At 71.8% G+C, this 12,630-nt stretch carries 14 protein-coding genes; 1 reads left to right on the top strand and 13 read right to left on the bottom strand.

Annotation, left to right across the window (positions count from 1 at the left end; translation table 11 throughout):
* Entirely contained in the window at positions 1–846 is an 846-nt protein-coding gene (gene pyrF / locus ACIQ6S_RS07220; protein ID WP_397607770.1) for an orotidine-5'-phosphate decarboxylase, read from the top strand.
* Here the strand turns inward: pyrF and ACIQ6S_RS07215 are convergent.
* The 13 genes from ACIQ6S_RS07215 to ACIQ6S_RS07155 are packed head-to-tail and all read right to left on the bottom strand — an operon-like array spanning position 837 to position 12,604.
* Positions 837–1,700: a glycosyltransferase gene (locus ACIQ6S_RS07215; RefSeq protein ID WP_397607769.1), complete on the bottom strand. Its 864-nt coding sequence runs from the start codon at positions 1,698–1,700 to the stop codon at positions 837–839. The genes pyrF and ACIQ6S_RS07215 overlap by 10 nt on opposite strands.
* A complete protein-coding gene (locus ACIQ6S_RS07210; protein ID WP_397607768.1) occupies positions 1,697–2,542 on the bottom strand; it encodes a class I SAM-dependent methyltransferase in 846 nt (281 codons plus the stop codon). Before ACIQ6S_RS07210 ends, ACIQ6S_RS07215 begins: the two co-directional genes overlap by 4 nt.
* The gene (locus ACIQ6S_RS07205; protein WP_397607767.1) at positions 2,539–3,405 is read right to left on the bottom strand and encodes a glycosyltransferase family 2 protein; all 867 of its coding nucleotides are present in this window, start codon (positions 3,403–3,405) and stop codon (positions 2,539–2,541) included. The genes ACIQ6S_RS07210 and ACIQ6S_RS07205 overlap by 4 nt, the downstream gene beginning before the upstream one ends.
* Positions 3,402–4,601, bottom strand: coding sequence for an ABC transporter ATP-binding protein (locus ACIQ6S_RS07200; RefSeq protein ID WP_297865709.1), 1,200 nt, complete (start codon positions 4,599–4,601; stop codon positions 3,402–3,404). The genes ACIQ6S_RS07205 and ACIQ6S_RS07200 overlap by 4 nt, the downstream gene beginning before the upstream one ends.
* Positions 4,598–5,371 (bottom strand): ABC transporter permease, encoded by a 774-nt coding sequence (locus tag ACIQ6S_RS07195; protein WP_397607766.1) that lies wholly within the window; start codon positions 5,369–5,371, stop codon positions 4,598–4,600. The genes ACIQ6S_RS07200 and ACIQ6S_RS07195 overlap by 4 nt, the downstream gene beginning before the upstream one ends.
* Before the next feature lie 6 nt (positions 5,372–5,377).
* A complete protein-coding gene (gene gspD, locus ACIQ6S_RS07190) occupies positions 5,378–7,549 on the bottom strand; it encodes a type II secretion system secretin GspD (protein WP_397607765.1) in 2,172 nt (723 codons plus the stop codon).
* A complete protein-coding gene (locus ACIQ6S_RS07185; protein ID WP_397607764.1) occupies positions 7,546–8,295 on the bottom strand; it encodes a hypothetical protein in 750 nt (249 codons plus the stop codon). The genes gspD and ACIQ6S_RS07185 overlap by 4 nt, the downstream gene beginning before the upstream one ends.
* Positions 8,288–8,899: a type II secretion system protein GspM gene (gene gspM / locus ACIQ6S_RS07180; RefSeq protein WP_397607763.1), complete on the bottom strand. Its 612-nt coding sequence runs from the start codon at positions 8,897–8,899 to the stop codon at positions 8,288–8,290. The genes ACIQ6S_RS07185 and gspM overlap by 8 nt, the downstream gene beginning before the upstream one ends.
* Entirely contained in the window at positions 8,883–10,016 is a 1,134-nt protein-coding gene (locus ACIQ6S_RS07175; protein WP_397607762.1) for a PilN domain-containing protein, read from the bottom strand. The genes gspM and ACIQ6S_RS07175 overlap by 17 nt, the downstream gene beginning before the upstream one ends.
* Positions 10,016–10,927 carry a general secretion pathway protein GspK gene (locus tag ACIQ6S_RS07170; RefSeq protein ID WP_397607761.1) on the bottom strand — a complete coding sequence of 304 codons (912 nt, stop codon included), beginning with the start codon at positions 10,925–10,927 and terminating at the stop codon, positions 10,016–10,018. The genes ACIQ6S_RS07175 and ACIQ6S_RS07170 overlap by 1 nt, the downstream gene beginning before the upstream one ends.
* On the bottom strand, positions 10,924–11,592 hold the full coding sequence (locus tag ACIQ6S_RS07165) for a prepilin-type N-terminal cleavage/methylation domain-containing protein (protein WP_297865702.1): 669 nt from the start codon (positions 11,590–11,592) through the stop codon (positions 10,924–10,926). Before ACIQ6S_RS07165 ends, ACIQ6S_RS07170 begins: the two co-directional genes overlap by 4 nt.
* Entirely contained in the window at positions 11,589–12,077 is a 489-nt protein-coding gene (locus ACIQ6S_RS07160; protein WP_297865701.1) for a prepilin-type N-terminal cleavage/methylation domain-containing protein, read from the bottom strand. Before ACIQ6S_RS07160 ends, ACIQ6S_RS07165 begins: the two co-directional genes overlap by 4 nt.
* Positions 12,074–12,604: a GspH/FimT family pseudopilin gene (locus ACIQ6S_RS07155; protein WP_297865700.1), complete on the bottom strand. Its 531-nt coding sequence runs from the start codon at positions 12,602–12,604 to the stop codon at positions 12,074–12,076. Before ACIQ6S_RS07155 ends, ACIQ6S_RS07160 begins: the two co-directional genes overlap by 4 nt.
* Positions 12,605–12,630: the final 26 nt, after the last annotated feature.

Here is a 12,630-nt window from a genome sequence, read left to right as displayed (position 1 = left end):
ATGGCCGCCGCGGCGACGGCCTTCAACGCGACGCTGGCGGCCCGCTGGGCCGCCTCCGGCTCCCTGCTCTGCGTCGGCATCGACCCGGAGCCGGGGCGGTATCCATCGTCGCTCGTGGACGACTCCGACCGCGTGTTCACGTTCGGCAAGGCGATCATCGATGCCACGGCGGAGTGCGCCTGCGCCTTCAAGCCGCAGATCGCCCACTTCGCGGCGCAGGGCGCCGAGGACGCGCTGGAACGGCTCATCGCTTACGTGCATGCGGCGCACCCCGGCATCCCGGTGATCCTCGACGCCAAGCGCGGCGACATCGGCAGCACGGCGCTGAATTACGCGCGCGAGGCCTTCGACCGCTTCCGCGCCGATGCGGTCACCGCCAACCCCTACCTCGGCAGCGACTCGCTGGCGCCCTATCTCGAGCGCGCCGACAAGGGCGTGGTGGTGCTGTGCCGAACGTCGAACCCGGGCGCGGCCGACCTGCAGGATCTGCCGGTCGCCAGTGCCGACGGCGCGACGCGGCCGCTGTACCAGCGCGTTGCCGAGAAGGCCGCGCGCGACTGGAACGCGAACGGCAACCTCTCGCTGGTGGTGGGCGCCACGTGGCCCGAACAGCTCGGCGAAGTACGTGCGATTGTTGGCCCGTCCATTCCTCTTCTGGTGCCGGGCATCGGCGCACAGGGCGGGGATGTGGAAGCGGTGCTGAAGCACGGCCTCAACGCCGAGCGCACCGGACTGATCATCAGCAGCTCGCGCGCCATCCTTTACGCCAGCAGCGGCGCGGATTTCGCCGAAGCCGCGGCCCGCGTGGCCCGCGACACGCGCGACCTGATCAACCGTTACCGCTGACGGCGCAGCACGGCCGCCGGCCAAGCCGTCAACAGCAGCCGCGCCGCCAGCACTGCCAGCACCAACGGCGCCAGCAGGGACGTCGCGCCGCGGGCTTCGAAGCGCCACCAGTAGCGCCACAGCCCGCGATGTTTGTGCCACTCGACGAAGAACGGCCGGGAACGACTCGATACGCCGCGGTGGTGCAGCACCGGCACGTCGTTGGCGACGGCGACGGCGAAGCCAGCGGCGCGCAGGCGCCGGCAGAAATCCAGGTCCTCGACGTGCAGGCGGTAGCCCGAATCCCAGCCGCCGACGGCTTCGAACGCCGCACGTGGAACGAGCATGAGCGCGCCCGAACAGGCGTCCACCGGCTGCACGACACGCGCGGCGTCGCATTCGACGTCGAGCGCACCGCGCCGGCCCGCGGCCAGCAGCATCCGCGACAGCGAGAGATCGCGACGGCGCGCGGCCGGGTCCTGCTGCCCCGCGGAATCGCGCAAATCGGCCCCCAGCAGACCGAGCCGCGGCATTGCCGACGCGTGCGCAAGGAGCCGACCCAGCGCGCCGGGTGGGAGTTCCAGGTCGGGATTCACGAACAGCAGCCATGGCGACGGTTCACCGCGCGCCACGGCGCAGGCGCCCGCATTGCAACCGGCGGCGAAGCCGGGGTTGCCAGGCTGGCGGATCAGGACGATGCGGGAATCGCCGGCGGCCATCGCCTCGACGCGACGCACCGTATCGTCACGGGAGCCGTTGTCGACCACGCGCACGCTCGCGAGCTCCGGCTGCAGGAGCAGCGCACGCAGGCTGGCGTCGATGGTGGAGGCGCTGTCGTAGCTGACGACGACAGCGTCGACGGCATTCGGGTTCAAGGGCCGTCCGGCAGTCCAGCCGCGCGCAGCCGCTCGCGCAAGGTATGGGCGTAGCGATCGGTGAGCATCAGCTCGCGGATGACCTGCTGGTAGTGCGCGAACACGCTCTGCTGCGCATCAGCGAAGCAGGACACCGCGGGCAGGCCGGCCAAGGCCTCGCCGCGCTTGGCGCAGACGGCCACGTGGTACATCGGCAGCGCACGCATGCCGCCGAACACGTCATCGCCGTCCTGCGTGTAGGTGGTGATCGCCCCGGTGCCGCCATCGAGACGCCACAGCATCGAATGCGTGACCACGCGCTGGCCATACAGACGGTGGCGGGCGAAGTGCCGCGACAGCAGGGCTTCGAACTCCTCGCGGTACAGCTCGCGGACGTGGTGCGGATTCTGCTGGCCGGCGAGGTCGGTGTAGGTGTGCTTGTCCGGCGTGGAGATCACCAGCAGGCCTTCAGGCTTCAACACGCGCTTGAAGGCCGCGAGCAAGGCGTCGTGCTCGTCCACGTGTTCCAAGGTCTCGAAGCTGACGACGAGGTCGAGGCTGGCATCGGCGATGCCCTCGAGGCGCAGCACGTCGCCCTGCTCGAAACGCAAGCGCGGCCCGCCGTAACGCGACTGCGCGTGCGCGACCGCCTCGGGCGAGAGGTCGACGCCGACCACCGACGTCGCCGTACGCGCCAGCAGCGCGGCGCCATAGCCCTCGCCACTGGCGGCATCGAGCACGTGGCGACCACGCGCCAGCTCCATCGCGAAGGCGTAGCGATGCCAGTGCTCGTAGGCCATCTCGCGCGGCACCTCGGGGTGGTAGCGCTCCCCGGTAAAGGCCAGCGGCGGTGCGTCGCTCATCGGAACAGGTCCCCCTGCGGGCTCTCGGCCGCCAGCATAGCGAGGGCGCCGGAAAGCCGCTCGCGGTCGCCCCGCAGCGGGTCGTCGAGGATGAAACGGGCGATCCGCTCGTTGTAACCCGGCCAGCGGGCGTTGAGCCGGCGCAGGTTCTCGCCCCCCGGGGCGAGGCCGGTCGCCGCGAACGAGGCGTGGCCGCGATGCACCACGTAGGCGTCGTCGCAAAGCGCGTGCCGCCAGCCGTGGCCCTCAGCGCGCAGGCACCAGTCGTTCTCTTCGCCATAGCCTTTGCCGAAGGTCTCAGCGTCGAAGCCGCCGACGGCCATCAGGGCCGCACGGCGCAGGTACATGCAGAAACCGACGGCCGTGGGCAGCGTGGGGTAACGCGGCGCGAGCCGCGCCGCCGCGCGGGCGAGCGGCTCGGGGTCGTCCGGCAGCGGGTTCGGGGAAACGAAATTCGGGTACGAGACGATTTCGCCGTTGTTGCTCCACGGCGTCAGGCTGGCGAGGTGGGGGTCGGCGGCGGCGCCCGCCGCGAGACGCAGCAGCCAGTCGCCCGCCGGCTCGGTGTCGGAGTTCAGCAACACCACGTCGGCCTCGCCGGTCTCCGCGAAGGCGGCGTTGCAGTTGCCGGGGAATCCGAGGTTGCGCTCGCGGCGCACCGACGTCACGTCAAGGCGCGTGCGTCGGACCCAGTCAGCGATCAGCGCCGGCACGCGCGGGTCGGTGGAGGCGTCGTCCGCCACGTGCACGCGCGCGCCGGCTGGCAGCGTGCGGTCCAGCGCGGCGAGGCAGGCGTCCAGCTCGTCGAGCGCGTTGAACACCGGCACGACCACAACCGGCAACGCGGCGGCTTTCGGGTTCATGGCGCCTCCCAGCGGTGTGGCAGGCGCAGCAGGCCGAACTCGCGGCTCGCGCCGCCCACGCTGAAGGTGCGCTCCACCGTGTCGAACACGCGCAGGGCCTCGGGGTCCATCGCGTGCGCGCGGAGGCGGTAGTCGCCGGGCTGCAGGCGCACGTCCTCGAGCACCAGCTGTGCGCCCACCTGCCCTTCCGCGCCGATCGGCCAGGCCGCCACGCCGTCGATCTCGGTGCCGGTGCCGAAGATCGCCGTGCCGTCGATGCGCGACAGCCCGACCAGCAGGTGCGGACGTTCGCCGTGCCGGCTGCTGGCGCGCAGCGCGATGCGGATCGTGCCGCCTTGGGTTGATTCCATGCCGTGCATCGCGACCTCCATGGCGTCGATACGGAAATCGCCGCCGGCCGCGGTGGCCGCGCGATCCACGGCCTCGCGCTGCTCCAGCCACGCCTGGTAGCGCTGCGTCACATCGAAGGCGTCGCCTTGGGCCTCGATGCGGCCGTCCTTCAGCCAGATCGCGTGCCGGCAAAGCTTCTGCACGTGGTAGGTGCTGTGCGAGACGAGCAGCAGGGTGCCGCCCTCGGCGAGGTACTGGTCGATCCAGCGGATGCACTTCTTCTGGAAGCGCTCGTCGCCGACGGCCAGCACCTCGTCGGTGATCAGCAGGTCGGGCCGCGTCGCCGCGATCACCGCGAAGCCGAGCCGTACCACCATGCCGCTGCTGTAGTGCTTCACCGGCTCGTCGAAATAGCGTCCGATCTCGGCGAAGGCTTCGATCTCGGGCAGCTTGGCCGCCAGCGCATCGCCCGCCAGACCATGGATGGCCGCGGCCATGCGCACGTTGTCGCGGCCGCTGTACTCGGGATGGAAGCCGGCGCCCAGCTCCAGCAACGCACCGATGCGGGCTTCACTGACGACCCGGCCGGTACTCGGCGTCAGCGTGCCGGTGATCAACTTCAGCAAGGTCGATTTGCCCGCGCCGTTCTCGCCGACGATGCCGAGCGACTCGCCACGATGGATCGCGAGGTCGATCCCCGACAGCACCTCGACCTCGCGCAAAGGCGCACGACCGAGCAGCAGGCGCCCGAGTGCACTGAGACGATCACCGCTGGCGCCGACGACGGGATAGCGCTTCGACAGGCCTTCCACGCGCACCAATGGTGCATCGCGCGTCACCGGCGGCGTCGATGCCGAGGCGCTCACAGGAAATCCTCGATATGGCGGCCAGCGCGTCGCTGCAAGCCGAGCGAGAGCCCGAGCAGCACGACGGCCACGCACGCCGACACACCCAAGGCCGCCCAAGGCAGCACGCCTTCGCCGGAGAGCCCGTGGCGGATCGCTTCGAGCGGCGCGACCAGCGGGTTCCAGCCGAGCGCCTCGGCGGTCGCGGCCGGCAGCTGCGAGCGCTCGTAGAGCACCGGCGCGAGGAAGAACCCGAGGCCGGTGAGCTGCCCGACCAGCGCCGCGAGGTCGCGGACGAACACCTGCAGCAGCGCGGCGATGCGCGCCAGCGCGAGCGCGATCACCGCCAGCACGGCCACGCCGCCGAGCGCGGCCAGCGCGCCGACCGCATCGAAGCGCAGGCCGAAGGCCACCAGCACGCCGAGCACCAGCAACAGGCCGGCGCCATCGACGATCACGCTGCCGAGCACGCGCGCATGCACGTACAACGATGGGGGCAGCGGCACGCGGGCGATGAGCCCCGCGTTGTCGAGGTAGGCGGTGACGCCGCGATTCACCGCGTTCGCGAAGAGCAGCCACGGGAACAGGCCGAGGGCGAGGAACATCGGGTACGGCAACGCGCCCGACGAGGCGCGGGCAGGCAGCAGGGTGCCGAACACGAAGGCCAGCACGGCCAGCTGCGCCAAGGGCAGCAGGCCGAGCCACGCGACGCCGAGGACACTGCCCTGGTAGCGCTCGCGCCACTCGCGGGCGAGCAGTTCGCGCAGCACCGGGCCCGAGGCGAGCCGCATCGCGGATCAGCCGCCCGGCGGCGGTTCGGCAGCCGGGGGGTTCGCCACCGGCGTGGCGGGGGCCGCGCCCGGCGCGCGCAGCGGCTCCATGCCCTGGAAGCGCTCGAGGTAGTCGTCGGTGAGCGTGCGCGTCTGCTGCGGCGTGCGCACCACGCGCGGCGTGATCAGCAACACCACTTCGCTGCGCAACTGCGAGCGCCCCTGCGTGCCGAACAGGCCGCCGACAACCGGCAGCTTGGCGAGGCCCGGAACGCCCGAGCTGCCCTCGGTGTCCGACTGCCGGATCAGGCCGGCCAGCATCACCGTCTCGCCATCGCGCACCAGGGCCTCGGTAGTCACCGTGCTGGTGTTGACGTCGGGATTGCCACCGCCGGCCGGTCGCTCCGTCGGCGAACTGATCTCCTGCTCGATCTCGAGGAAGACCATGCCATCGCCGCCGATGCGCGGCTTCACCTTCAGGCTGGTGCCGGTTTGCAGGTACTGCACGCTGCTGATGGTGTTGCCCGGCGTGGTGCCCGTGCCCGGGTTGAAGCTGGTGCTGGTGACCGCGAGGTTCTGGCCAACGTTGAGCGCGGCCTCGGCGTTGTTGCGCACGAACAGCGAGGGCGTCGACAGCACGCGCACGTCGGATTCGCGCTCCAGCAGGTTCACTACGGCCACCGCATCGCTGGACGTGAAGGTAGCGCCGAGCGACGCGATGCCCTCCGCATCCTGCGCCACGGAACCTCCCACGAAGCCGAGGCTGCTGCGGCCGGGCCGCAGCCCACCCGCGAGGCTGGCAGGAATCGCATTCTCGAAGTACCAGTTCACGCCGTAGCTGAGGTTGCCCTGCAGCGTCACCTCCAGCACCTGCGCCTCGATGTGCACCTGCGACGGCATCACATCAAGCCGCTCGATGGCGCGGCGGATCGACTCCCACTGCGCCGGGCTGGCGCGCACCATCAGCGCGTTGCTCTCTTCGATGGCGCTGATGCCGATGCCCGACTCGCCGCTGCCGGTGCTGAGGCCGGCCCCACCGCCACCCGCGGGCTGCGGCTGCGAGATTTGCCCGGCCTCGCGCGAAACGGCCCCCAGCTCCACCGGCGTCAGGCCCGGCGAAATCGACGCCGAACCCGAACCGCCGCTGCTGCTCACGCTGGCATCGAACACCGTGCCCAGCTGCGAGGCGAGGTCGCCCGCCTTCATGTACTTCACTTCGTAGACGAACAGCCGCGCGCCCTCGCCGGCCATGTCGAGCTTCTCGATCCACTCGCGCGCGCTCGAGAGGTACTGGCGCTGCGGCGTGATGACGATGATCGAGTTGCTGCCCTCCACGGGCAGGAATCGGAACATGCCGGCCAGCGGCGTGCCGCTTTCCGCACCGAACACGCGCTCCAGCGCAGTGACGATCTTCTCGGGCTCGGCGCTCTGGATCGGGAACACGCCGACCGACATGCCCTTCAGCCAATCGACGTCGAAGATGCGCACGGTGCGCAGGTAGTTCTCGAGCTCGCTGCGGCTGCCGGAGAGCACGATCAGGTTGCGCGCGGCGTCGGCCTGCACCACGGCGCCCTGGCGCACGTAGGGCTTCAGCAGCTTCTCCATCTCGGTGGCCGAGACGTACTGCAGCGGCACGGCGCGCAGCTCGAAGCCGCGCGCGTTCGCGGCGCTGCCGGTGCGCGGCGAGAGGTTGCCGGCCACGGCCTGGTCGGCCGGCAGGATGGCGTAGCGGCCGTTGCTCCACACGAGGCGGGCGTTGTTCCAGCCCAGCACCATTTCGAGCAGCGAGAGGGCCTGCGCCGGGCTCACCGGGCGCGGCGTGGCCAGCGTCACCGTACCCTGCACCGTCGGCGCGATCACGTAGTTCTGCTGCAGCAGGTCGCCCAGCACCGCCTTCACCACGGCGTGCAGCGATTCGCCTTCGAAATTGAAGGTGGCCTCGCCGCCCTCCGGCAGCTGCGGTGGCGCCTGCGCGGCGAGCGACTCGTTGATGACGATGCCGCTGCCCGGCGTCATGTCGGGCTCTCCCGCGGAGGACGGGCCGCCGATGGCTTCACCGTCGGCATTCCGCGCGATGGTCGGCATGGTCGCCAGGTCGGGGTTGCGGGCGATGTCGGGCACCGGCGTGGTGGCGCAGCCGGCCAGGGCCGTCATCACGGCGGCGGCGAGCAGGAGGCGCGGGGAGGTCATATCGTTCATTGCTCGGCAACCGGGGCGTTGTTGTTCTTGGCCTTCTGTTCGGCCAATTGGGCGCGGCGCGCTTCGATGCGGGCGCGGATGGCGTCGATCTGCGCCTGGTCGGCGGCGCTGCGCTGCGATTCGGCCCTGGCCTGCGAGGCCTGCTGCACGAGGCTGGGCGGATTCGACGAGCCGGGCTGGCCCGCGGCCGCCGGGGCGCCGGGAGTGTCCGGCTTGTCCTCGACGATGGCGGCGACCGGCGTCGGCGCGGCGCCGCCCTGCCCGTCGAAGACGCGCAGGTCGAGCACGCGCTGGCCTTCGGGGCCCTCGAGCACAGCGCGGCGCGGTTCCAGCGACGCCAGCCGCCAGCTCGTGGCCGGCACGGTGTCGCCGAGGCGCACCCGCTTGCTCACCTGGCCGTTCTCCTCGCTGAAGATCGCCATGCGCAGCGTGTCGGTGATCAGCACCGACGTGAGCACGCCATTGAACGGCGCCTGCTGCTCGGTGTTGGCGATGGCCACCGGCGCCGGGCGGCGGTCCGGATTGAACAGCGGCCGATCGCCCACCGCGAGGTAGTCGGTGGCGGCGCCGAGGCGCGGCGCGTTCTCGCTGAAGCGCAGCTCGGGGATGGGCGGGCCGAGCGCCGGGTCGCCGGGGTGCGGACCGACGCGCCCGCCGAGCCCGGCGAAAGCAAGCAGCAGCAGGCCGACGCACCAGGCGGCCACGGCGCCGGACAACCACGTGGCGGGACGCAGGGCCTCAAGCATTCGGGTCGCCCTCCTGCACCGGCGCGGTCGGGCGCAGGTAGCCGTAAAGGTCGAACACCGCGTCCACGCGGCTGTCGGTGGCACCCTGCCCCGCGCCGAAGTACGCGGCCATGCTGTTGAAGGCGAGATTGTCGATGAACAGCTGCGGGCTGCCGCTTTCCAGCCCGTGCAGCAACGCGCCGAGCATCGCCGCGTCGCAGCGCAGGCGCACCTGCATCGTCACGCGCGGGTAGGGGTCGCTGCTCTGCGCTTCGAGCGGCGTGCGGGACGTGATCTCGCAAGCCAGCGGGTTCGGCGCCACGCGGCGCACTTCGGATTCCAGCCGCTGCACCAGCGCCGCGGTGGCGAGGTCCTTGTTCGGCTCGGCGAGGAAGCCGGGGTTCGCTGCTTCCGCCGCGCGCACCTCGGCCAGGCGCGCCTGCAGTTGCGGGATTTGCTCGCCTTCCATGCGCAGGCCGAGTTCCTCGTCGCGCACCTCGGCGATCTGGTCGCCCAGCGCCAGCATCGGCGCCGTCCACCACCAGTGCACGAGCAGGCCGTAGCCCAGCACCATCCCGATGCCGAGCCAGAGCAGCGGGCGGAAGCGCTCAAGGCTGCGGCGCATCGCGGCCTCCCGGCACGAGTTCGGCAACGACGGTGAACCCGTCGCGGCCGGTGCTGCGGTCCTGCTGCACGGCGCCGGCCAGCGCCGGGCCCTTCAGGTAGGGCGAGCCCTGCAGCGTGGCGACGATGCTGCCGGCGGAGCGCGCCGCCCCGCTGATCGTCACGCGGTCCTGCTCCACGGAGAAGCGCTGCAGGTAGACATCGTCGGGCAGGCGGCGCGTCAGGTCGTCGAGCACCTCCAGCATCGTGGGGCGCTTCTGCCGCTGCTCGGCGAGGAAGTTCGCGGCGCTCGCCGCCCCGTCCAGTTGCAGGCGCAGGGCGCGGGCCTCGCGCGCGGTGTTGAACGCGGCGTCGCGCTGCGCTTCAAGCGCCGCCAGCGCGCGCTCGCGGTTGCCCAGCGTGATGAACCCGGTGGCCAGCAAGGCGAGGGCCGCGACCGCGATCACCGCGATGCGTACCCGCGCATCGCGGTCGGTGCGCTGCACGCGCTGCGCTAGCGGAAGAATATTGCGACGGCGTCCGGCGCGGTGTGCCGCGTCATCGATATCCACCCCGGAGAGGCGCGCGGCCAGCGGGCCGAGGGCCACCAGCGCGGCCTCCAGCGTGGCCTTCGGCACGACCACCAGCTCGGCGCGCAGCTGCCCTTCGGCAGGATGGCGCGACACCACCTGCACGGCGTGCACCACCTGGTCGGCGCTGAAGGGCGTCTGGCGATCGATCTCGTGGCGAAGCACGCCTTCGAGCTGCGCCTCCGCGGCCAGCGGCAGCGACAGCGTGCGCACCAGCGCCTGCGAGGCGGGCAACGACAGCCAGAGTTCGCCATCCACGCCGCGACGATCGAGGCTGGCGGCCAGAAGGGACGCGCCCTCGCCATCGGCCAGCGGCACCGGAGGCAGCGCCACGCGCTCGCGGCCGGCCTCTTCCATGGGGTGGAGGGCATCGCCTTCCCAGCGCAACCACAAACGGCGGACCGGCGGGAACCACACCCGGGCCAGCGAGGGCGGGAGCAGGTCGAGCAGGTCGTCCCACCAGCGCGACAGGACGGCGGGAACGGGGCTTGCGGCCCAGCGCAGACGCAGGGTGTCCCACGGGAGATTGGCAGCGGGGGGTGTGGCCATCAGTCCTGTTGTCCGTAGCGCCAGACCAGCGGCGTGTAGACCTGACCGAGAAAGCCCCCGGCGCCGACCCGGACGGTGGCTTCGAGTTCGGCCCTGGGCCCGTCAGTACGCGCGGCGCGGCTGGAAACACTATACGTGCCGGTGCCGCCGGCAGCGAGAACTATGCCGCCCGGCAAGGCCGGCGGCGGCAGGCCCGGCTGCACCAGGGCACGGGCCGCAAGGATCTGCTCGATCACGGGCGGGGCCAAGCCCAGCGCGACCAGCACGGGGCGGTCGGCGAAAGCGAGATTCGGCTGCGCGAGGCCGGTGTACACGGTGAGGTAGGGCCGCACGCGCCGGTACAGCGCATGGCGCATGCCCAGCACGCGCTGGACGTCCGACACCTGGGCGAAGGGCCGATTGGCGGGTCCGTAGGGCAGGCCCGCACTGCGGTAGTCGCGCTCCTCGCCGCCGCCCGCCGCGCTCACCAGCCCATCGGCATCCCGCCAGTCGACGATGGCGCCAGCCAGCCGGGTGGCCTCTTCGCTCGCCACGCCGGTGGCTTCGAACAAGCGCTGCAACAGCAGCACGTCGGCGACATTGAGGTCGACCTTCCCGCTTTCGTCGGTGACGGCCACGGTCACCGTGATGCCGTTGCCGAAGTCGAAGGTGGACTCGCGGCCGTCGGGCACCGGGCGTCGGCGCGCATCGACCGCCAGCAGGCGCGCGGCGACGGCCTCGATGCCGGCTTCCGCCGCGTGGTCGAGCTCGGTGCGCTGGCGCACGGCCGAGGCCTGCACGGCCTCCGCATGCGAGTTCAGCGCGAACAATCCGACGATCGCCGCCAGCAGCACCAGCAGCCACATCACCACGATCAGCGCGACGCCGCGCTGGCGCCGCACGGCGCCGCGGACCAAGGGACGCCGGCTCATTGCTGGCTCTCCCCGCCGGTGTCGCGACGCGCGGCTTCGGGCACCGCGCCGGTCGCGCCCGACAGGCTGTAGCGCAGCGGCACCACGAGGTCGGGAAAGCGCAAGCGCGGCTCGGCGAAGCGCGCGGTGAAGCGCACCTGGCTGGGCAACTGGCCGAGGCGCGTCCACTCCGAAGCCCAAGCCTCGGGTCGACCGTCCGGGCCGAAAGCCCGGGCACTGAAGCGCGCCTCGGCGAGGCCGTCGATCAGCACCTCCGCTGGCCGCTCAGCCTTCAGCGGGCCTTCGGCCGTCATCAGGCGATGCTCGAACAGCAGTGCCGTCCCGCGCGTGCCGCGCTGCAGGCGCAGCACCTGCAGGTAGGGACCGCCGCGACCGAGATAGCCCGGCATCTCGCCGATGAACTCGATGCGATCGGACGACAGGCGAAGCAGGCGGATCTCCTCGAACCCGGCCGCAGGATCGATCGGCTGCGGCAGCGCGGCGGCGACCTGCCGGCGCACGAAGCCATGCACGGTGCGCACGCGATCGCTGTGCGCGGCCACGCGCTCGGCCGAGGTGGACGCGCGCACGCTGCCCTGCACGATGCCGAAGGCGAGCGCGAGGCCGGTGGCCAGCAGCGCCACCGCCACCAGCATTTCCAGCAACGAGAAGCCGCGCGCCCTCACAGGTCCTCCGGCAGCGGGTAGAGCGCGCGCAGCGTCGAGGTGCGGAAGGTCTGCTTCGGTCCACCCTCGCCCCACTGCAGCGTGAGATCGAGGCGGTACAGCACGGGCTCGCCGGCATCGACGATGCCATCCGCGCCCGGCCCCAGCGTCGCCTCGCCCGGTGCCGGCAAGAGCGCCGGCAGGGGGTCTTCCACGCGCTGCACTTCGAGGGCCCAGCGGTAGCGGCCGTCGTCGATTTGGCCATTGCGGCCGCCCGGCCGCAGGCGTTCCATGCGCCCGAAGTTGTCCATCAGGCTGCGTGCATGCAGGGCCGCTTCGCCGTGGCGCTCGGCATCGGCAACGTCGCGCAGGCCGTTCGAGAGGATCGAAAGCAGCAGCACCGAGGCACCCGCCAGCAGGGCGAAGGCCAGCAGCACTTCGAGCAGCGTGAAGCCGCGCTGGCGCGCGACCGCCACGCGACCCGAAGGTGGCGCAAGCGGGCTCATCGCCCGCCCTCGCCGCGCTCGACGCGCACCGCGCCGGTCAGCCAGTTCACATCCACGCGCCACGCGGCATCCCCGCGACGGACGACGACACGGCCGCCGGTGCTGCTGCCGTCGGCGAAGAAACGGATCGCGGCGATGCCCGGGCCCGGCTGCTCCTCGCGCGCGACGGTGGCGCCCAGGGCCAAGGCGTCGTCGAGTTCGCCTTGGCGGCGCGCGCCGCCGCCGGAAGCGCCAGGCTTCGTGCCCGGTATCGGAGCGAACGCCTCCACGAACTCATCGCTGGCACCGCTGCGCCAGGTGCGCGCCTGCGTGTCGATGACGAAGCTCTGGTCGATGCCGGTGGCCACGGCGCGCGCGCGGGTGGCGCGCATCTCGGCGGCGAGGCGATGCGTGGCGTCGCGCAGCTGCTGGCCCGGCAGCGCGCCGACCAGCGCACCGGCGAACAGCGCGAAGGCCGTCGCCATCAGCGCCATCACCACCAGCGCTTCGATCAGCGTGAAGCCGGCCGCTCGCGTCGCGTGCTTCATCCGTAGGCCTTCATCGGATCACGCGA

Source organism: Silanimonas sp. (genome assembly GCF_044377035.1).
GTDB lineage: Bacteria > Pseudomonadota > Gammaproteobacteria > Xanthomonadales > Xanthomonadaceae > Silanimonas.
This window is presented reverse-complemented; position numbering and strand designations above follow the sequence as displayed.

Bases quoted from the DNA above. Each gene is read 5' to 3' on its own strand.
- pyrF (WP_397607770.1), top strand. From the start codon at position 1: ATGGCCGCCGCGGCGACGGCCTTCAACGCGACGCTGGCGGCCCGCTGG.
- ACIQ6S_RS07210 (WP_397607768.1), bottom strand. From the start codon at position 2,542: ATGAGCGACGCACCGCCGCTGGCCTTTACCGGGGAGCGCTACCACCCC.
- ACIQ6S_RS07205 (WP_397607767.1), bottom strand. From the start codon at position 3,405: ATGAACCCGAAAGCCGCCGCGTTGCCGGTTGTGGTCGTGCCGGTGTTC.
- ACIQ6S_RS07195 (WP_397607766.1), bottom strand. From the start codon at position 5,371: ATGCGGCTCGCCTCGGGCCCGGTGCTGCGCGAACTGCTCGCCCGCGAG.
- gspD (WP_397607765.1), bottom strand. From the start codon at position 7,549: ATGAACGATATGACCTCCCCGCGCCTCCTGCTCGCCGCCGCCGTGATG.
- ACIQ6S_RS07185 (WP_397607764.1), bottom strand. From the start codon at position 8,295: ATGCTTGAGGCCCTGCGTCCCGCCACGTGGTTGTCCGGCGCCGTGGCC.
- gspM (WP_397607763.1), bottom strand. From the start codon at position 8,899: ATGCGCCGCAGCCTTGAGCGCTTCCGCCCGCTGCTCTGGCTCGGCATC.
- ACIQ6S_RS07175 (WP_397607762.1), bottom strand. From the start codon at position 10,016: ATGGCCACACCCCCCGCTGCCAATCTCCCGTGGGACACCCTGCGTCTG.
- ACIQ6S_RS07170 (WP_397607761.1), bottom strand. From the start codon at position 10,927: ATGAGCCGGCGTCCCTTGGTCCGCGGCGCCGTGCGGCGCCAGCGCGGC.
- ACIQ6S_RS07160 (WP_297865701.1), bottom strand. From the start codon at position 12,077: ATGAGCCCGCTTGCGCCACCTTCGGGTCGCGTGGCGGTCGCGCGCCAG.
- ACIQ6S_RS07155 (WP_297865700.1), bottom strand. From the start codon at position 12,604: ATGAAGCACGCGACGCGAGCGGCCGGCTTCACGCTGATCGAAGCGCTG.